This window comes from Pseudoalteromonas sp. P1-11 (genome assembly GCF_001399995.1).
In the GTDB taxonomy this organism is placed as follows: domain Bacteria; phylum Pseudomonadota; class Gammaproteobacteria; order Enterobacterales; family Alteromonadaceae; genus Pseudoalteromonas; species Pseudoalteromonas atlantica.
The window spans coordinates 18,819-35,665 of the sequence record NZ_LJSP01000010.1 but is presented as its reverse complement, the minus strand read 5'-3'; the positions used below and the strand labels follow the sequence as shown (position 1 = coordinate 35,665).

General features: G+C 41.5%; 20 protein-coding genes. 10 read left to right on the top strand and 10 right to left on the bottom strand.

The genetic code is table 11. The annotated features are described in order from the left end of the window. Positions 1 to 207 precede the first annotated feature (207 nt). A complete protein-coding gene (gene lexA, locus AN390_RS15245) occupies positions 208 to 825 on the bottom strand; it encodes a transcriptional repressor LexA (RefSeq protein ID WP_004588213.1) in 618 nt (205 codons plus the stop codon). Between the two features lie 177 nt (positions 826 to 1,002). Between lexA and AN390_RS15240 the strand changes: the two genes are divergently transcribed. Then, entirely contained in the window at positions 1,003 to 1,443 is a 441-nt protein-coding gene (locus tag AN390_RS15240; RefSeq protein WP_004589367.1) for a PaaI family thioesterase, read from the top strand. Positions 1,444 to 1,453: 10 nt separating this feature from the next. Here AN390_RS15240 and AN390_RS15235 read toward each other — a convergent pair whose 3' ends face one another. Beyond that, the gene (locus AN390_RS15235; RefSeq protein WP_004589368.1) at positions 1,454 to 1,834 is read right to left on the bottom strand and encodes a hypothetical protein; all 381 of its coding nucleotides are present in this window, start codon (positions 1,832 to 1,834) and stop codon (positions 1,454 to 1,456) included. Positions 1,835 to 2,065: 231 nt separating this feature from the next. On the opposite strand from AN390_RS15235, the gene AN390_RS15230 reads away from it, so the two are divergent. Then, complete coding sequence (locus AN390_RS15230) at positions 2,066 to 2,317, top strand: Rho termination factor N-terminal domain-containing protein (protein ID WP_029773325.1); 252 nt, start codon at positions 2,066 to 2,068, stop codon at positions 2,315 to 2,317. A gap of 143 nt (positions 2,318 to 2,460) precedes the next feature. Next, a complete protein-coding gene (locus AN390_RS15225; RefSeq protein WP_055255275.1) occupies positions 2,461 to 3,177 on the top strand; it encodes a hypothetical protein in 717 nt (238 codons plus the stop codon). Here the strand turns inward: AN390_RS15225 and AN390_RS15220 are convergent. Beyond that, positions 3,152 to 3,502, bottom strand: coding sequence for a VOC family protein (locus tag AN390_RS15220; RefSeq protein WP_055255307.1), 351 nt, complete (start codon positions 3,500 to 3,502; stop codon positions 3,152 to 3,154). The genes AN390_RS15225 and AN390_RS15220 overlap by 26 nt on opposite strands. A gap of 125 nt (positions 3,503 to 3,627) precedes the next feature. Between AN390_RS15220 and AN390_RS15215 the strand changes: the two genes are divergently transcribed. From AN390_RS15215 to AN390_RS15205, 3 genes are all read left to right on the top strand, one after another. Beyond that, positions 3,628 to 4,287, top strand: a complete 660-nt coding sequence (locus AN390_RS15215) for an endonuclease (protein WP_055255274.1) — start codon at positions 3,628 to 3,630, stop codon at positions 4,285 to 4,287. 108 nt (positions 4,288 to 4,395) lie between these two features. Continuing rightward, positions 4,396 to 6,015: a S41 family peptidase gene (locus AN390_RS15210; protein ID WP_055255273.1), complete on the top strand. Its 1,620-nt coding sequence runs from the start codon at positions 4,396 to 4,398 to the stop codon at positions 6,013 to 6,015. Continuing rightward, positions 6,015 to 6,383: a hypothetical protein gene (locus AN390_RS15205; RefSeq protein WP_055255272.1), complete on the top strand. Its 369-nt coding sequence runs from the start codon at positions 6,015 to 6,017 to the stop codon at positions 6,381 to 6,383. Before AN390_RS15210 ends, AN390_RS15205 begins: the two co-directional genes overlap by 1 nt. 51 nt (positions 6,384 to 6,434) lie before the next feature. On the opposite strand, the gene hmpA is transcribed toward AN390_RS15205, so the two are convergent. From hmpA to AN390_RS15190, 3 genes are read right to left on the bottom strand one after another with little or no spacing between them, the layout of a single operon-like run. Continuing rightward, positions 6,435 to 7,625: an NO-inducible flavohemoprotein gene (gene hmpA, locus AN390_RS15200; RefSeq protein ID WP_055255271.1), complete on the bottom strand. Its 1,191-nt coding sequence runs from the start codon at positions 7,623 to 7,625 to the stop codon at positions 6,435 to 6,437. A gap of 20 nt (positions 7,626 to 7,645) precedes the next feature. Beyond that, on the bottom strand, positions 7,646 to 8,878 hold the full coding sequence (locus AN390_RS15195) for an NnrS family protein (RefSeq protein ID WP_055255270.1): 1,233 nt from the start codon (positions 8,876 to 8,878) through the stop codon (positions 7,646 to 7,648). Then, positions 8,878 to 9,147, bottom strand: a complete 270-nt coding sequence (locus AN390_RS15190) for a hypothetical protein (RefSeq protein WP_055255306.1) — start codon at positions 9,145 to 9,147, stop codon at positions 8,878 to 8,880. The genes AN390_RS15195 and AN390_RS15190 overlap by 1 nt, the downstream gene beginning before the upstream one ends. A gap of 160 nt (positions 9,148 to 9,307) precedes the next feature. On the opposite strand from AN390_RS15190, the gene norR reads away from it, so the two are divergent. Next, on the top strand, positions 9,308 to 10,864 hold the full coding sequence (gene norR / locus AN390_RS15185) for a nitric oxide reductase transcriptional regulator NorR (RefSeq protein WP_055255269.1): 1,557 nt from the start codon (positions 9,308 to 9,310) through the stop codon (positions 10,862 to 10,864). Here the strand turns inward: norR and AN390_RS15180 are convergent. Beyond that, a complete protein-coding gene (locus AN390_RS15180) occupies positions 10,857 to 11,756 on the bottom strand; it encodes a LysR family transcriptional regulator (protein WP_004589379.1) in 900 nt (299 codons plus the stop codon). The two genes, norR and AN390_RS15180, sit on opposite strands and share 8 nt — an antisense overlap. A 117-nt stretch (positions 11,757 to 11,873) precedes the next feature. Between AN390_RS15180 and AN390_RS15175 the strand changes: the two genes are divergently transcribed. After that, on the top strand, positions 11,874 to 12,440 hold the full coding sequence (locus AN390_RS15175) for an NADPH-dependent FMN reductase (RefSeq protein WP_029773331.1): 567 nt from the start codon (positions 11,874 to 11,876) through the stop codon (positions 12,438 to 12,440). A 3-nt stretch (positions 12,441 to 12,443) separates the two neighbouring features. Here the strand turns inward: AN390_RS15175 and AN390_RS15170 are convergent, their stop codons facing one another. Next, the gene (locus AN390_RS15170) at positions 12,444 to 12,887 is read right to left on the bottom strand and encodes a TerB family tellurite resistance protein (RefSeq protein WP_024033928.1); all 444 of its coding nucleotides are present in this window, start codon (positions 12,885 to 12,887) and stop codon (positions 12,444 to 12,446) included. A 98-nt stretch (positions 12,888 to 12,985) separates the two neighbouring features. Here AN390_RS15170 and AN390_RS15165 point away from each other — a divergent pair, with 98 nt between their 5' ends. Beyond that, complete coding sequence (locus tag AN390_RS15165) at positions 12,986 to 13,360, top strand: hypothetical protein (protein WP_004589382.1); 375 nt, start codon at positions 12,986 to 12,988, stop codon at positions 13,358 to 13,360. Position 13,361: 1 nt separating this feature from the next. Here AN390_RS15165 and AN390_RS15160 read toward each other — a convergent pair whose 3' ends face one another. Together AN390_RS15160 and AN390_RS15155 are read right to left on the bottom strand one after the other, a co-directional pair. Continuing rightward, the gene (locus AN390_RS15160; RefSeq protein WP_055255268.1) at positions 13,362 to 13,955 is read right to left on the bottom strand and encodes a hypothetical protein; all 594 of its coding nucleotides are present in this window, start codon (positions 13,953 to 13,955) and stop codon (positions 13,362 to 13,364) included. A gap of 43 nt (positions 13,956 to 13,998) precedes the next feature. Then, a complete protein-coding gene (locus AN390_RS15155) occupies positions 13,999 to 14,985 on the bottom strand; it encodes a hypothetical protein (protein WP_055255267.1) in 987 nt (328 codons plus the stop codon). A 340-nt stretch (positions 14,986 to 15,325) separates the two neighbouring features. On the opposite strand from AN390_RS15155, the gene AN390_RS15150 reads away from it, so the two are divergent. Next, on the top strand, positions 15,326 to 16,837 hold the full coding sequence (locus AN390_RS15150) for a DUF3360 family protein (protein WP_055255266.1): 1,512 nt from the start codon (positions 15,326 to 15,328) through the stop codon (positions 16,835 to 16,837). Positions 16,838 to 16,847: the final 10 nt, after the last annotated feature.

The window sequence follows — 16,847 nt, the reverse complement described above, 5'->3', positions numbered from 1 at the left end:
ACGGCGTATTAAATTGTTATTTAACAGCCAAGATACGAGCAAAATTAAGGGATGTAACACGCTTAGGAAGATAAAAGTATGAGTGAAAAAAAGTTTACAGCCTAAATAATTTTAGGGCGCTTTGAGATGGTGGAAGGTTTGTTTCTAAAACAAAAATGCACACTAAAAAGTGCGCATTTATAGATATTACTTAAAAATAGTTAAAAATTACATCCAGTCGGCATTTCTTATTACGCCAACGGCTAACCCTTCAATATTAAAAGATTCGTTTTCAAGGTCTACTTCAATTGGCGTAAACTCTTCGTTTTCGGCGTGTAATAATACTTTTCGGCCTGCTTTTTCTAGGCGTTTTACGGTTACGTCTTCATCTACTCGTGCAACCACAACTTGGCCGTTTTCTGCTGTTTGAGTACGGTGTACGGCAAGCAAGTCACCATCCATAATACCTATATCTTTCATACTCATGCCGTTAACACGCAGTAAAAAGTCGGCGGCTGGTTTAAACATGAGTGGGTCTATTTTACAGTGACTCTCAACATGTTCTTGCGCCAAAATAGGCGAACCCGCTGCAACTCTACCTATTAATGGTAGACCTAGTTGCTCAGGCTCCTCTTCTTCAACCAATTGAATACCACGGCTTGCGCCTGGTTTCATTTTAATAACACCTTTTTTGGCAAGCGCTTTTAAGTGCTCTTCTGCGGCATTGGCACTTTTAAAACCGAGTGTTTGCGCAATTTCGGCACGTGTAGGAGGCATACCAGTGTCTTTAATAAAAACTTTTATTAGTTCGAGTATTTGAGCTTGGCGTTTAGTTAATGGTCGCATACAACTGGTTTTCCATACAGTACATTTAACTGTGAGTATATACAGTTAAATAAAAATCGCAAATTTAAATTGTGCTTTAAAATAGCCAAATACACCGCACTTGGATAAATTTTAGGTAATTACAGACGTTCAGTATTTAAAATGCTATAAATTTGCTTTCAATATAAAGGAGTAATTATGAGTATTTGGCATCAACCCATCACATTAGAGCTTTGCAAACAGTTAGATGAGGGAATAAACGGCCAAGGCACGCTAATGAAAACCATGGGCATAGAAATAACCGAAATAGGAGATGATTACCTAGTGGCTACCATGCCTGCTATTCCTGAGCATCATAATCCTATTGGTATGGTACATGGTGGCGCAAATGTGGTACTTGCCGAAACCGTAGCAAGCTACGCCGCTAACTTTGTCGTGGACTTTACAAAATTTTATTGTGTTGGACAGGAAATTAGCGCCAGCCACTTAAAGGCCTCTCGAAATGGCACTTTAACCGCCGTTACTCGTGCATTTCATATTGGTAAGCGCAGTTCTGTATGGGAAATAAAAATAACCAATAGCCGCGGCGAGCTTTGCTGCGTATCAAAAATGACCGCAGCGGTTGTCGAGCGCAAATAATTAACTATGGCTACTTTTCGATAGGGTAAATCGTTATTTCCATACCAGCGCCAATGGCAGATATACGTAGCAGTGTATCTGCATGTAGAGCTTGGTTAAAACACTTAGGTGACGTGCCCGACTCAAAGCCTATATCAAACGTTCTGCGCGAACAGCTTAGCCACTGCTTAAGCGCATTACGTGAACACGACTCTATTAATTCACATAAGTGGTTGATTGCTTTGTCTGGCGTGGTTATATCACCTGAGGCTTCAATACGCGCCAATTGACGATATTCGTCTTTGTCATAATGCAAAACCATCGCGTTTTTCTTTAAGTCTGCCACCAGGGCGCTAATATCTTGTTTAGACTCAAGCTCTAGATCTACATTTAAAAATTGAATTTCCGACATTGTCTGCTTTTTACCCTCTTATAGTTTCATCGCAAACTTTAACGCAGTTTTACTTTTATACCAAATCAACTAAGCGCTAAACATGGCTTTATTCATAGAAAATACCTGTTTAAACGCCATTGGCACCTAATTTGCCTTATAAAACGGGTTAGGCTAGTTACGCTTAATTTTACCGTTTATGTATGAAAGTTATACACACACTGTGTAATTAAACGCTTCAGGAGGACAATTATGGTAGATCATGGCCCGCAAATTAAAAACGACGATCAGTACGATGCACTTCGAGATGAAGGCATGAGCAAACAAAAAGCCGCGCGCATTGCTAATAGCAATACTCATAAAACCGCAGTTAAAGGCGGCAAAGCCTCAAAGTATGAGCAGCGCACTAAAAAGCAGCTGTACAATAAAGCTAAAGAGCTCGGCATTAGCGGCCGCTCTAAAATGAGTAAACAAGGGCTAATAAATGCCTTACGTGAGCATTAAACACAGCCTCACTGATTTTTTATCGCTCCTTTTTATTATTTTTATAAAGTTAGAGTAAGCTTATGAATAACTGCGACAAAATGCCGCAGTAAAAGCATGGGCTGCTGTAATACACTAACGCTAAAAATAATAAGAAGCACAAAATGAGAAAACAACTATTTAAGCGCGCTCGAAAACTACATAAGTGGCTAGGCTATTTACTTGCCTTACAAATTTTAGCTTGGCTGTTAGGCGGCTTAGTAATGAGCGCGATACCACTTGAATACGTACACGGTAAGCACCTTGCTAAGCGCACACTTACAAACCCATTTACTCAAGCAGACTACCCCACATCACTCGATAATATTACTGCGCAAGTGCCTAACCCCACGCAAATAGTGTTTGAGCACTTTTTAACGATCCCGCTTATTACTGTTATTAATACTGACGAGCAGCAGAGCTTTAATGGTTTAACGGGGCGCCCTTTTCAGCCACCCACTAAAATACAAATTACCGCTAATGCACAAGCGCATTTACTCATCGACGCTAAGCCAATTAATACAACGCTTTTAAAACAAGGCACTCGAGAGGTGGGATACAAAACAAATGTGTGGCAAGTACAATTTAACGACACCTTTAATACCACGCTGTATTTGAATGCAATTAACGGCAAAGTTATCACCGTTCGCAGCACACTATGGCGCATATTCGACTTTTTTTGGATGCTACACATAATGGATTACGATGAGCGAGAAGATTTTAACAACCCGCTTCTCATCAGTTTTGCAGCCACCAGCGTACTATTTTGTTTATGCGGTATTATTTTATTAATACAAAACGTTAGGCTAAAAAAACTTACACGTGTTGGTCAATCAAAATAGGGTTGCCGTCTGGGTCGGTAATAATAAAACTTTTATCACCCACAGGTTCAACTTGGATATGAGCGTTTTGAAAATATTCGCTAAGCGCATCAACATCCTTAAACTCTGTAACGGTTTGTGCGTTTTGATCCCAGCCAGGATTGAAGGTCAGCATGTTTTTATCAAACATACCCGAGAACAAGCCAATTAAATACTCACCGTTTTTCATCACTAGCCAGTTTTGCTCTATCTCACCTGCAAACTCGCTAAAGCCCAACTTTTCGTAAAACGCTTTTGAGGCTCTAATATCTTTAACCGTTAAACTTATTGAAAAAGCACCTAGCATAGCCATCTCCTCGCTATTTTTATATCAGTATAGAGTGTACTAAGCATTGCGGATTAAAATTTGTTCAGGCTTTATCTTTTAGCAGCAAAACTTTAGACTAGCGCCTCCTGTAGTTCACGTATGTGATGGATATGCTTAAATTTATTTTGGCCTTTGTGGCTTGTTGTATTTGTTTTTCTGCATCGAGTGAAGAATTTACCCGCTTTTCAACGGCTAAAAGGCACTTAATTAAAACCCTACCCGAAAACGCCAAAAGCCTTTACTGCGGCTGCGACATTAAAAAACAAGGTAAAAAGCTAATCCCCGACCCTAGCAACTGTGGTTATATTCCGCGTAATACGTTAACTTCCTCTGGCAAGGTTAATGTACGTGCACTGCGTATAGAGTGGGAGCATATAGTGCCGGCGTGGGAATTTGGTCACCAGTTACAATGCTGGCAAAACGGTGGTCGTAAAAACTGTCGCAAGGTCAGTGCTAAATTTAGAAAAATGGAAGCCGATATAAACAATTTAGCCCCTGCTATTGGCGAAATTAACGCAGATCGCTCTAACTATCGCTTTGGTATGCTTAGCGAAAACGCTACCCAATATGGCCGCGGCCAAGTAAAGGTTAACTTTAAACAACGCGTTGTAGAGCCTCCTTTTTATGCCCGTAAGCGCATTGCCAACACCTACGCCTATATGCAAAAAACATACGGCTTAAAAATATCAGACAAACAACAAAAACTATTTGATGCCTGGCAAAAACAAGCATTTGCAGATAAAAGCAGCGCAAGTAAGCTGTAGCACACCTAAGTGTATACACTCATTTACATAATTTAGGGGCGAATACGTTGAATAAATGAGCGGGTGTTGTAGTATTTTAAACAACTTATTTACAAAAAGTAGTTTTGTATGTTTAAAAATAATAAAGCAACACTCGCTATTATTGCTGCACTTTCAAGCCTAACGCTTGTGGGCTGTGGCGGTGGTAGCAGCATGAATGAAACGCCCGACCCAGGCGTCACCCCCCCTGCTAGTTCAGCCCCAACTTGGACGGCAGGTGTATTTGAGCCATCGGAGGAGTTAAAAAACTTTTGCGAAAACCCACGCACAGGTAACGATCCGTTTAATAATAATGAGCCTTACCCAGACCAAGCCGGTTCGGCCCTTTACGAAAAGCTTTGGCTTCGCTCCTGGAGCGACGAAACCTACCTTTGGTATGATGAAATAGCCGATAACGACCCTGAAAACTTTGCTACAGTGGCCAATTATTTTGCCCAACTAAAAACCGAAGAACTAACCGACTCTGGTGATAAAAAAGATAATTTTCATTTTTCAGAGCCTTCTGAGGACTACTTTCAAGAAGCGCAATCAGGTGTAACCTCAGGCTATGGTATAAATTGGGCATTTATTGGCGACCCAGCTGATAGAATTTTACGTGTTGCCTACCTAGAAGACGACTCACCAGCAAGCCAAATTGGTTTTCAACGTGGCGATACTGTACTTGAAGTTGATGGCGTAAGCATTAATACCAGCACACAAGCAGGCGTAGATACCTTAAACGAAGGCTTATTTAGCCCCACTAATGGCGACTCGCACACCATCGTTGTGCGCAGTAACGATGGCGCTGAAAAAACCTTTAACGTAACTGCCGGCAACATAGAGCAAACGCCGGTTCAAAACGTAAAAACCATTACCACTGCAAATGGCACTAGCGTAGGGTACATGCAGTTTAATAGCCATATAGGTATTGCCCAAGAAGGCTTAATTGCTGCAGTTAATAAATTTAAAACCGATAACGTAGAAGAGCTTGTTATCGACTTTAGATATAACGGAGGCGGTTTATTAGCGCTTTCTTCGCAGCTGGCTTACATGGTGGCGGGCAGCGCCAACATTCAAAACCGTATTTATTACCAAACTCAGCAGAACGATAAACAACCGGTAGAGTCGCCTTTTCCGTTTATAGATGAAGAAATTGATTACTCAACTTTTTTTAGCACTGGCGAAAGCCTCCCCGATTTAAACCTATCTAAGGTGTATGTGCTTAGTACATCGGGTACGTGTTCAGCCTCAGAAGCCTTTATTAATGGCTTAAAAGGCATTGACGCCGAGGTAGTGCTCATTGGCGACACAACCTGCGGTAAACCATACGGTTTTACCCCAACACATAACTGTGGCACCACCTATTACACCATTCAATTTAGCGGTATTAACAGTAAAGGGTTTGGTGAATATGCAGCAGGCTTTACGCCAACGCCTACACCACAGTTTGATGCTGATGTAAAAGGCTGTGTAGTCAGTGACGACTTTGATAATCAACTAGGCGATCCAAACGAAGGGATACTCTCTACTGCGCTTTATCATATTGATAATAACGGCACGTGCCCTGTTAGCACCGCCTCTGCAAGTATTAAAACGCAAGTACAAAGCGCTGCTGGCGATAGCAAGCAGCTATTACCTTTAAACGCACCTAATAACGTTAACCGTGGCAATATGGATTTAACCTGGCCTACGTTAAATAAGGATAAGTAATGGCTAAACTACTGGCAATATTAACCTTATTATTTATTGGAGGCTGTAACAGTATGAGTAATGCCACTGCTAAGCCTGCACTACTAACCGAGGTAAACCCAGGCGTTATAGCCACGCTCCAGCAAGCGATTATAAAAGCAAAGGGCGGCACACTAGTTACACTGGCCGACACCGTTTTTACTAAACGCAGCGAGCTATTATTAAGCCATGGAAATAGTAAAGACTCAAATGGTATGCCCATAATGGGCGCGCATAATATCAAGCCAGAAAAGTTTGTTTTACAAATAATCGACAAGCAGTGCGTGCTTTATTATCCTAAAAAAGATATATCTATTGAGCTTAAAAACGTAAATTGTAAAGCACGATAAAATACTATTAAAAAGGCACACAGCATTTATGCTGTGTGCCTTTATCATTTTTCACTTGGTGTATAAGTCTTGATGCGGACCAAACACTTCGTAATGAATATGCTCGTTTTTAACACCTAGTGCCAGTAACTGGCTTTTCACAAACGCCATAAACCCAGCGGGGCCACATAAGTAAAAATCGCCATTTTTAAGAGGTAACTGTGTTTTTATGGCAGTTAAGTCCATTAACCCTGTAAAATCAGCCCCTTCACTACTTTGATTAAACCACGTAATAGTTTGCAAGCTGTTATAAGCCGTACTTAATTCATTTAAATAGTGTGCAAACGAGTGCTGCTGCGCATTTTCGCACGCATGTAAATACATAATATTTTGCTTAGGGTTATCGCTTAATAGCGTTTCGAGCATCGCAAGCATTGGGGTTTGCCCTACACCTGCTGAAATAAGTACCGCTGGGTTTTTACTATTTCGTAAAAAGAAATCACCTGCAGGCGGGTATAGTTCAACTATGTCACCTTGAGCTAGTGAGTGTAAATAATTAGACACCATGCCAGGCTTTGGCTGTAGCTCTTTTTTAACGCTAATACGGTAGTTTTTACCATTGGCTTTTTGTGAAATAGAATACTGGCGAATTTCTTCATATTCAGCGCCCGCTGGTTTAACTTTAATCCCTAAATACTGGCCAGGTTTATGGGTAATCACCGCTTTGCCATCTATAGGCGTAAGTGTAAAGCTTGTTACGAGTGCTGATTCAACCTGTTTATTGGTTATTTCAAATTGGCGCGTGCCCGCCCAACCACCGTGTTTATTTTTACTGTGCTCATATAAAGCCGCTTCTTCGGTAATACAAATATCAGCAAGCAGTGCGTAAGCTTCACGCCAAGCGTATTCTACATCTGGTGTAAACTGCTCTGGTATTAGCTCTTTTAAGGTGCCAATTAAGTGAGCACCAACAATGGGGTAGTGCTCTGGTAAAATATTTAAACTGGTGTGCTTATGGTTAATGCGCGCTAATGCCTCTTTTAACACCGCTAAGTTATCAATATTTTGGGCGTATGCCGCTAAGGCGTTAAACAAAGCAAATTGCTGACGCCCGGTGTTTTGGTTGCTCATATTAAAAATATTTTTAAGCTCTGGGTTATGGCTAAATAGTCGCTTATAAAAATGAGCGGTCACAACCGTGCCGGCCTGTGCTAATAACGGAACAGTGCTTTTAACAATCTCAATGGTTTTATCAGATAACATAATGTAGTCCTGTAGGTAAACTAACCACGGCGCCCATCAACACGACGGCGCGTTAATATAGGTGTGCAGTAAATTAAAAATAACAAAAAAGCCACTAACCACAGCAAAGCACTGATCTGCCAAGCAAAGTGTGGCCCAATAATTAAGGGGAGTATGGAGCGAGTAATAGCTGCCACCAGCACAAGCGCAAAAGCAACAGATATATATTTAGGTGTATTAAGCGTACGCCCTGTATGGCCTAGCGATACACGGGTCATCATGGCTAAAATCATCATCCCTATTGTGCCAATAGTGATAAGGTGGAGCGCATCTTTGAAGGGTATTACGCTTGTGTAAAAGCTCAGTGAAATCATCATTAAGCCAACACCTAAAGCAAAATAAGAAAAATGCAAAGACCATAATAAAGGCACTTTTAGCACGTTTGTATGCCACCAAAGTTTTGCGCGAATTAAGTGAAGCACAGCCACTATTGCAACAATGAATGCAGGGCTAATTGAGCTTAAAAATAATTTACTAATAAAAAATAAAGTAATTGCCAATATTGATAAATACAGCAGTGCTTTATCAATTTTAGGAGTGCGTACTTGCTCGCTAAGCGCTAAGCCTTTAGCAGTAAAAAAAGGAATAACCCGCCCTGCTACAATGCCGACCAGTAAACTGACAACCAGTACCGCAGTGTCAACCACAGCTAATGCAAGCTGCATGTTGTTATTTAAAACAAGGAGTAAATAAAGAGTATTAAGGGCGCACAACACGCTTAAAATAACTAAAAACGGGTAATTATTTTTACTGCGTGCTGTTAATAGCATATTAGCCAGTGCCGTAATTGCCCCAAGCCACCATGCTAGCTGTAGCAAAGTAACAAGCCATAAATTAGCATTAGCAAAATCAGGCAGCTTTATAAAAAATGCTAAACGAGCACTTATCCATACAAAAGTAAGTAGCATAAGTGCTTTGCCACTTATACTTTCAACGCCCGTCCAATTTTGTGCCGCCGTAAGTAAAAAACCGACTGCTACCACTCCTGCAAAGCCAAATAGCATTTCGTGCGCGTGCCAAAGTGTGGCTGGCATGGTTAAGTGCCAACTAGCATAGCCCGTTAAAATAAGTAACCAATACCCTATCGATAAAAATGCCAGCAAACCGCCTGCTAAAAAGTAGGGTCTAAATGCAAGCATCCATAACGGCCATTGTGTTACGTGATGAATAGCTATGTGCGCTGGCATTGGCTCTGTTAAATTTAGTGGGCGCATTAGCGTACTTCCTGCCCTAAACCATGTTGCGCAACACAACGCAGCACATAACTAACTTTTAAAATAGCTGCCACTACAATCGTACTAATATGCGCTGATATTTGTACCTGCATCGAAAAGTGCTCTGCGTACGGGTAACTAATTAAAATGCTCACAACCATACAAATAGCGCTAAGCCCTAATACTGTATTAGCAGTAAATAATAGCGATTTAAAAAATGCGCCTAACTCAACCTGGTTGTTTACATTATTTAGTGTAAGTGTGTTCATAACTACCTCAGCAACCATTAACGTTACTTAGCTATTACACATAGTGTGCCAATAAAATAAAACACTAATATTCAGTAAGTTAAATATAAACACTTTACAAATTGAGTCTTTATGACACACTCTAATTTAAATCATAAAAACACAAATAGGTCATTTTGACATGAACCCACAATTCAACCTTACCCAAGTGGCTTTAGAGCTTGCCCAGAGCACTCTGCACGAGCACAGCTTTGATCAATTATTGGCAACGGTTGAACGTGTAATACCTAGCGATGCCAGTGCGTTACTTATCGTGCAGGGCGAGCGACTTAAGCCCTTAGCCATCAAAGGTCTGATGCCCGACAGCCTTGGCAGGCGCTTTAAAATAGCAGAGCACCCTCGATTAGCGGCCATTTGTAGTGCAAACCACGCATTACAGTTTGCACACGACTGCCCCCTGCCCGACCCATACGACGGCCTGCTGCTGGCCAAAACGGGCGATATTCCTGTGCATGCCTGCTTAGGTTTACCCCTTTACGATAAAAGCACTTTGCTAGGCGTGCTTACATTCGATAGCTTAAACGCAAATGCCTTTTGCAGTATTAGCGCAGATACGCTCAGCACATTACAAACGCTGTGTAGTGCACATTTTAAAACGGCTCTGGAGCTTGCCCACTACAAACACCATGCACAGCATTCAAACGCCCTTGTGCAAGAGTTAACGCGTGATGCGCTTACTCGCGATGGCGGCGAAATTATTGGCCAAAGCCCTGTAATGCAAACGCTTAAAAATGAAATAAAACTCGTAGCGGCCTCTAATTTTAGTGTATTGGTGTTAGGAGAAACGGGCGTAGGAAAAGAGCTAGTAGCGCGTAATATTCACTTAAATTCTGTCCGAAAAGATCAACCGCTGATTCACTTAAATTGTGCTTCACTCCCCGAAAACCTTGCAGAGAGTGAGTTTTTTGGCCACGCCAAAGGCTCATTTACTGGCGCACAAAATGCCCGCCAAGGTAAGTTTCAGCTAGCTGATGGCGGCACGTTATTTTTAGACGAAATTGGCGAGCTACCATTGGCTATGCAAAGTAAATTATTACGTGTGTTACAAAGTGGTGAAATTCAAACCGTTGGTGAAGACACACCAAAATATGTGGATGTAAGGGTAATAGCAGCCACTAATCGTGATTTAAAACATGAGGTAGCGCAAGGCCGCTTTAGAGCCGATTTATATCACCGGCTAAGTGTTTACCCTATTACCGTGCCGCCACTTAATAAACGCGAGCACGACATAACTTTATTGGCTGGTTATTTTATTGAACAAACTGCCCGTAAATTAGGTATTAAACAATTAAAGCTAAGCACTGAAGCGCAAGTATTGCTCAACCAATACAGTTGGCCTGGTAATGTACGCGAGCTTGAACATGTTATTAGCCGCAGCGCATTAAAGGCTAAGCAAAGCCAGTGGCAAAACCCAATAATAACAATTACAAGCGAGCACTGCGATTTAGCCCAACAACCAAACAACAACGCGCACGTTAGCACGCCAATTACCGCCCACACTGCCCATCATCAGCCTTTAAAACAGGCCGTTGAATCTTTGCAATTTACGGTTATTACCGAGCAATTAAAACAGCATAATTATAATTGGGCAGCTACTGCACGAACCCTTGAACTCGACAGAGCCAACCTAGTTAGGCTTGCCAAACGCTTAGGCATTAAAGTTAAAAAAACTATTTAACGTGTGGCATGTTACTAAAGTAGGTTTTTAATAACGCAGCAAAGGCTTGCACTTTGGCCGTGCGGTGTACTAAATGGTGAGTAACCAACCAAGAGTCAAACTCCCAATGTAATTTGTCGTGCAATATAGGCACTACGTCGGGGTTATTTTCTATCGCGCTTTGATGCAACCCCCCTATGCCTAAGCCTTTAATAACCGCGCGCGCCGCTTCTGAGGTTTCTGATACTCTTAATTTAATTTGCGACTGAGGAATAAACTCATCAACCCAGCTAAAGTAAGGTACACGCGCATTAAATCCCGCAATACCCGATATAAAATTATGCTGCTTTAAGTCATCTAAGGTTTTTGGCATGCCGTGTTTAGCAATATAACGTTTGTGGGCATATAGGCCGGCTGATAGCTTAGCTAAGTGCTGCGCTATATAGTCGCCTTCATCAGGTTTGGGGCCTACACGTATTGCTATATGAGCTTGTCCGTGGTCAAGCCTTAGGCGCTTTTGCTCTAAAATCACTTCTAGCTGCACTTGCGGATGCAATGTTTGAAACTGCTCACACACGTTGCTTAGCATATCCATAAAACCACTTACGGTAGTCAGTAACAAGCTCCCTCTGAGCTCACTATCGGCTGCGGCAATGGCATTATGTAAACCTTCGAGTGAGTTATCTATTGCTTGTGCGGTTTCAAATAATTTTGCCCCGCTTTCGGTTACTTTATATCCGCGCGCATGGCGATGAAATAACCGTACATTTAAGTTTTTCTCTAAGTTATTTATGCGCCTCAACACTGTGCTATGGTGCACACTTAGTGCCTCTGCTGCGGCGGTCAAAGTACCTAGCCTTGCCACTTCAAAGGCAACTTTTACGTCTTGCCAGTCGTCAAATTTTATTGCCACGCTACCCGCCTTCTACTTATGTGCATATACGCACATAAGTGTTGCGTTTATTCGGGTTTTCTACAAGCAAAAATTTGCTACATTAGTGTCATACCCAACTAATAAAAGGTCTAAATTATGTCAGCACCAAAAATTATCGCGCTCGCGGGTAGCCTGCGTAAAGATAGCTTTAACCAAAAACTCATTAACGAAGCAGCTCGTTTTGCTCTGCAAACCGGTGCTGAAGTGGAAGTAATTACACTCGCCGAGTTAAATTTGCCATTATTTAGCGAAGACATTGAAGCGCAAGGCACACCTACCGATGCACAACTATTAAAAGATAAACTGCGTAATGCTGATGGTATTTTACTAGCAAGCCCAGAGTACAACGGCTCAATTACTGCTGCGCTTAAAAATGCAATTGATTGGGCATCGCGAACAGAGCAAGGCGCAGTACCCGCATTTCGCAACAAAGTAGTGGCTTTGTTTGCTACATCACCAGGTGGTTTAGGTGGTTTGCGCGGCCTAAACCATGTACGCGATATTTTAAGCGGGATTGGCTCGTTAGTACTTGCCGATCAGCTCGCTATCCCATCAGCATTTACTGTATTTGACGAAGATGGAAAAATTAGCGACCCAACCACAGCAGAAAAAGTTAGCGTATTAACGCAGCAGCTCGTTTCTGTTGCTAGTAAATTAAGCTAATATTTACGATTGTGTCGCTGCTAATTTAGCAGCGATAAAATCGGTGTGCGCTACATATAAAAGCCCAGCCACTTTGCGTATTACATACTCTTCTTGAGGATCTATCTCTCCATCGGCATACGCCAATCGCCATAATAGCTCAATTATTTCAATGCGCTGCGCCGCACTGCAGTGATCGTTAATCTGCTTAGAAAATTGAAAGTAATCAATAGCCCCATCTAAGCTACCAGCGGCATTGTTGGTGAGCTCATCAACTTCCGATTCTGTTAAATTAAAGTATTTTTTTAAGGTTACAGTCAGGGTGTGTTGTTCATTATGGTCGAGCTTAGAATCAGCACGCATTACTTCAATAAGCAGCGCAGCAACCGCTGTTTTTAGATCATGCTGCTCTATGCTTGGCTGTTGCTCGTCAAAAGCGGCAAACAGTTGTTTTATTTGTTTGAACATCACATATTCTCTTTTTGGGTGTTAGACTTAACTTAAATACATCGCACTTAATGCTTTATTAATGGGTATTAAGTTCGCAAATTAAAGGATACATTTTTATGAAAGGCTTATACACACCGCATTTAGTTGTTGGCGCTGCATTGCTAGCCTTTTCTGGTATAGGGAGCGCCTTTGCAGAAGTGGGCGAAAAAGAAAAGTCATACGACTTTGATAACAAAGTACATTACTACCAAACCAAAATTGGTGAAGACAACTATAAAATAGAAATACAATCAGACGACTACAAACACTTTGCTAATCAAAGTATGTTTTTACTGCGCCACGCAGACAGATTATGCCGCGGCAGAACCTTTATGTTAAAAGTGCTTGAAGGCGTGCAAGAGTACGAACGTTTTCCTACTAAACCACGCGCTTATCAACCACCATTAAACGTTTTACTACAATGTGACGCACCAGAGAAAAAAGAAAAATAGTTTATTTTTCGTAGCCCCACGGCGCTGCTGGTGGAGTAATTGGTTTAGTTAAATCAAAGTCCACCTTAAACTCGCGCCCTTGGCGAATTAACCGATACGTAAATACCTCAGGATAAATATACATTTGCCATGTATTACCTGCCGACTGTGCTATCCCTTGTGCTACAAATAACTCTTTAGAGTATTGATCGGCCGGGAAAGACTGCATTTGTGCAAAACCCGCATCAAGAGTATGACCGCCATACATAGTTGAAGCATCGTCGCTGCCATCTTCATGGCGATGATCATGCTTTAAGCTCAAACCACTGCCCGTTTTAGTAATGATCCATGTACGCGATGCATCATCTCCCACATGAAATGGTACTTGTAGCTCGCTATCTGTGCATTTACGAACATGCATAATTAGTTTTTTATTCTCAAATGAGCTTGGTCCTTTTGCGTTATCTACGCTTACTTTGCCCTCAAACGCTTTACCACAATGCGCTGCTATATTATTAAAAAATGCATCGTGTGTTGGTATAGATACCAAAGGCGCAGGACGCGCGATAGCCGCTGTTGAGGCAAGCAATAACGTTGCTGCCGTTAATAATTTCATAAAGTACTCTTATAATAGTTTTTTAATACCATAGCGGTTTAAGTTAATAATGGGAAATAGCTGCGACAAGTGGCTTTTCTGCTCTGTTTTTCATTAATGTTAAAAGTGAATAATGGAAGTCTTGAAAAATCACCTCACCCCATATTCGCGAATAAACACCAAAATTTGTATTATCTTGCACAGTCGTTTTTAAAGTTAAAATCGTATTGCCGCTTTTATCTTCACTTAACGCATACCCACCATAAAGAGGTGAAAAGTATTCGCCGCCTAGTTTTACGTGTTTATCGAGTGCGTCATCGGGAATAGCATCAGGGTCTATCTCAAATCTATAAAGCATCTGTTTATTTGGCTGCCAATCCGTAATCACTTCTTTAAATTTAACTCCTTTTTGCCATTTACTGGTTCTAACAGCCCCAACCCCCGTAGCATTCATATTTGCCTCTAAAGGTTTAGGTACACCTATTAATTGGGTAAGCGAAAATGGCAATTCTTGTGGCTCTATGGTGCTTACATTTGCAAGCTGCTGCCACACACGGTTTATAGGCGCTTCAATAACTATAGAGTTGGTGACTTCGTACGTTTTTGATAAGTGTAAATAATTTACCTCAATAGGTGAGAGCAATACAGGAAGCAAAGCTATTGAAAGTAAAGGCCTGTTAGCGTTTTTTGTTTGGCGGTTTTTAATAAAGCCTGCCAGTAAACCACCCATACTTGCAAAGAGCATAAAGGCAGGTAAAGCCATTGCCACACAAATACTGCCTTCAAGCAGTGTAATAACGCTTACAAGTAAAAAAACAAAAATTGGCTGCCAAGCAATTGTCACCATTTGCCTTTTAGTTAATGTATTTGAGCTTTTAAATTCAAAATGAATACGAATATAGCCAATTGCAACGGGCACTAAAAACATAAATGAAATGGATACAAGGCTACTTAAATTATAAGTATCAAGCAGCTCTACAAACAGCCGCATAAATATGCCGTAAAGCGTACCGAGTAAAATACCAACTGATTTAGGAGATTGAATTTGCATTGTATTTCTTATTATTTGAGTAACCATTGAACCTAGCAGATGAGCTATTTCAGTTCAATTAAAATACATAGACCACTACTTAGACTAAAGGATAACAGCCTTGCTTTTACAATGTTTTACCAAATTAGAACACATAAAAAACAAATCAACACACTGATTTTAAACAAAATATACTTTACATTTAAGAATGCCAACACAATGATTTAGCATAAAATAAAGCCATACACGACCTTTTGCCTATACATTCCTGAGTAAAAGCTGATCTACTCTGCTCCTTCACTATTCATTTGCTTTAACAAAAGCCGTATTAATAAATAAGCAACGAGTAACAGGAGGGACTATGTCAGTAACCCCAAAGGGTAACGAGCCAGAAAAAACAAGCGCACCGCACGTAGATGATGCCAACAGCTATCAAAATAAGCATAAAGCTAGTTCAGAGTTTAATACCCGCGACGAATACCTAGAGCACGAGCTGCAAATTATGCAGCCTAAACGCTGGCGGCCTAATTTACCATTTAGAGACTACCGCTTTGAATTTGAAGACACGATTCCTGCCATGGCGGGCACCATTGGTAAAGTCGTTATGGTGGGTGCTATTGCCGCTACATTTGCAGCGCCCCTGGGTTTAAGCGATGCGTTTGTGTTAGAAAACGTACGCTATGAATTACTGATTGTTTCTATTTTTATTATTTTGTTTTCGGGCTTTATTTTACCTACCGCTAACTTAGCAGGTACTCATGGGCCACTTATTCCTCTTATTCCTATTGTGGTTGCCGCTGGTGGCCACCCTATGGCGTTTGGCTTACTGATTGGTGCCTTTGGCTTTATTTTAGCCATAACCAAAGGAGGGAGCTTGTTGGCACGCTTAACCAGTAAAGGCGTGTGCGGAGGATTACTTATATATTTAGGTTTTATTGGCACAATTTCGCAGGTTAAAAAGCTGTTTGCATGGGCTGAGGCCATTGATATGGCGCACATTGCATTTATTGTTATTTTGGCGACCATTTTATTGTATGCGTTACTTGAGCACTTTAAAAAGCGCTGGTTAGCTGTGCCGCTTAGCTGCCTTATTGGCGGTGTGGTTGCATTTGCACTCGGTGCGCCGTTTGAATTTAATACCGCGCCGGGCTTACCAAATATGAACCCAGCTTATTGGTGGGGCGAAAACACAGGCTGGATGCTTGGCTTACCTTCGCTTGAAAGCTTTGTGGTTGTGCTGCCGTTTGCGGTATTGGCTGTGGCTATGTGGTCACCGGATTTTTTAGGGCATCAAGTATTTCAAAAAATTAGTTACCCGCAACGCACTGAAAAAGTTCAAATGAACATAGACGACACCATGCTAAGCGCATCGGTTAGGCAGACCTTTGGCTCGCTGGCCGGTGGTGCTAACTTTACCTCATCGTGGGGGACTTATATTGTCCCTGCCGCTATTGCTAAACGCCCTATCCCGGCGGGCGCCATTTTAACAGCCGTATTTTGTATTATTGCGGGTTTATGGGGCTACCCAATGGATTTAGCCATTTGGCAACCTGTGCTGTGTGTTGCGCTTATTGTAGGTGTGTTTATTCCGCTGCTTGAGGCGGGTATGGAAATGACACGCGAAGGTAAAACAACGCAATCGGCCGCTATTGTTGTATTTGCGTCAAGCTTGGTTAACCCTGCTTTTGGTTGGTCTCTAACTATGCTGCTTGATAACTTAGGCTTAATTGGCTGTAAAGAGCGCAGTGCTAATTTAACTAAAATGAGCCGTTGGGTTATTCCGCTAATTATGTTTGTTATTTTAACTACCGTTATGGCTATTGTTGGTATGCTGCCAGGCATACCTGCGCTAATGGCAGATTTTAGACATTAATAATTAGAAA

Coding starts and splice junctions, on each gene's coding strand:
- norR (WP_055255269.1), top strand. CDS start 9,308: ATGAACCCACAATTCAACCTTACCCAAGTGGCTTTAGAGCTTGCCCAG.
- AN390_RS15165 (WP_004589382.1), top strand. CDS start 12,986: ATGAAAGGCTTATACACACCGCATTTAGTTGTTGGCGCTGCATTGCTA.
- AN390_RS15210 (WP_055255273.1), top strand. CDS start 4,396: ATGTTTAAAAATAATAAAGCAACACTCGCTATTATTGCTGCACTTTCA.
- AN390_RS15230 (WP_029773325.1), top strand. CDS start 2,066: ATGGTAGATCATGGCCCGCAAATTAAAAACGACGATCAGTACGATGCA.
- AN390_RS15175 (WP_029773331.1), top strand. CDS start 11,874: ATGTCAGCACCAAAAATTATCGCGCTCGCGGGTAGCCTGCGTAAAGAT.
- AN390_RS15170 (WP_024033928.1), bottom strand. CDS start 12,887: ATGTTCAAACAAATAAAACAACTGTTTGCCGCTTTTGACGAGCAACAG.
- AN390_RS15240 (WP_004589367.1), top strand. CDS start 1,003: ATGAGTATTTGGCATCAACCCATCACATTAGAGCTTTGCAAACAGTTA.
- AN390_RS15220 (WP_055255307.1), bottom strand. CDS start 3,502: ATGCTAGGTGCTTTTTCAATAAGTTTAACGGTTAAAGATATTAGAGCC.
- AN390_RS15160 (WP_055255268.1), bottom strand. CDS start 13,955: ATGAAATTATTAACGGCAGCAACGTTATTGCTTGCCTCAACAGCGGCT.
- AN390_RS15150 (WP_055255266.1), top strand. CDS start 15,326: ATGTCAGTAACCCCAAAGGGTAACGAGCCAGAAAAAACAAGCGCACCG.
- AN390_RS15225 (WP_055255275.1), top strand. CDS start 2,461: ATGAGAAAACAACTATTTAAGCGCGCTCGAAAACTACATAAGTGGCTA.
- AN390_RS15215 (WP_055255274.1), top strand. CDS start 3,628: ATGGATATGCTTAAATTTATTTTGGCCTTTGTGGCTTGTTGTATTTGT.
- AN390_RS15190 (WP_055255306.1), bottom strand. CDS start 9,147: ATGAACACACTTACACTAAATAATGTAAACAACCAGGTTGAGTTAGGC.
- AN390_RS15155 (WP_055255267.1), bottom strand. CDS start 14,985: ATGCAAATTCAATCTCCTAAATCAGTTGGTATTTTACTCGGTACGCTT.
- lexA (WP_004588213.1), bottom strand. CDS start 825: ATGCGACCATTAACTAAACGCCAAGCTCAAATACTCGAACTAATAAAA.
- AN390_RS15205 (WP_055255272.1), top strand. CDS start 6,015: ATGGCTAAACTACTGGCAATATTAACCTTATTATTTATTGGAGGCTGT.
- hmpA (WP_055255271.1), bottom strand. CDS start 7,625: ATGTTATCTGATAAAACCATTGAGATTGTTAAAAGCACTGTTCCGTTA.
- AN390_RS15195 (WP_055255270.1), bottom strand. CDS start 8,878: ATGCGCCCACTAAATTTAACAGAGCCAATGCCAGCGCACATAGCTATT.
- AN390_RS15235 (WP_004589368.1), bottom strand. CDS start 1,834: ATGTCGGAAATTCAATTTTTAAATGTAGATCTAGAGCTTGAGTCTAAA.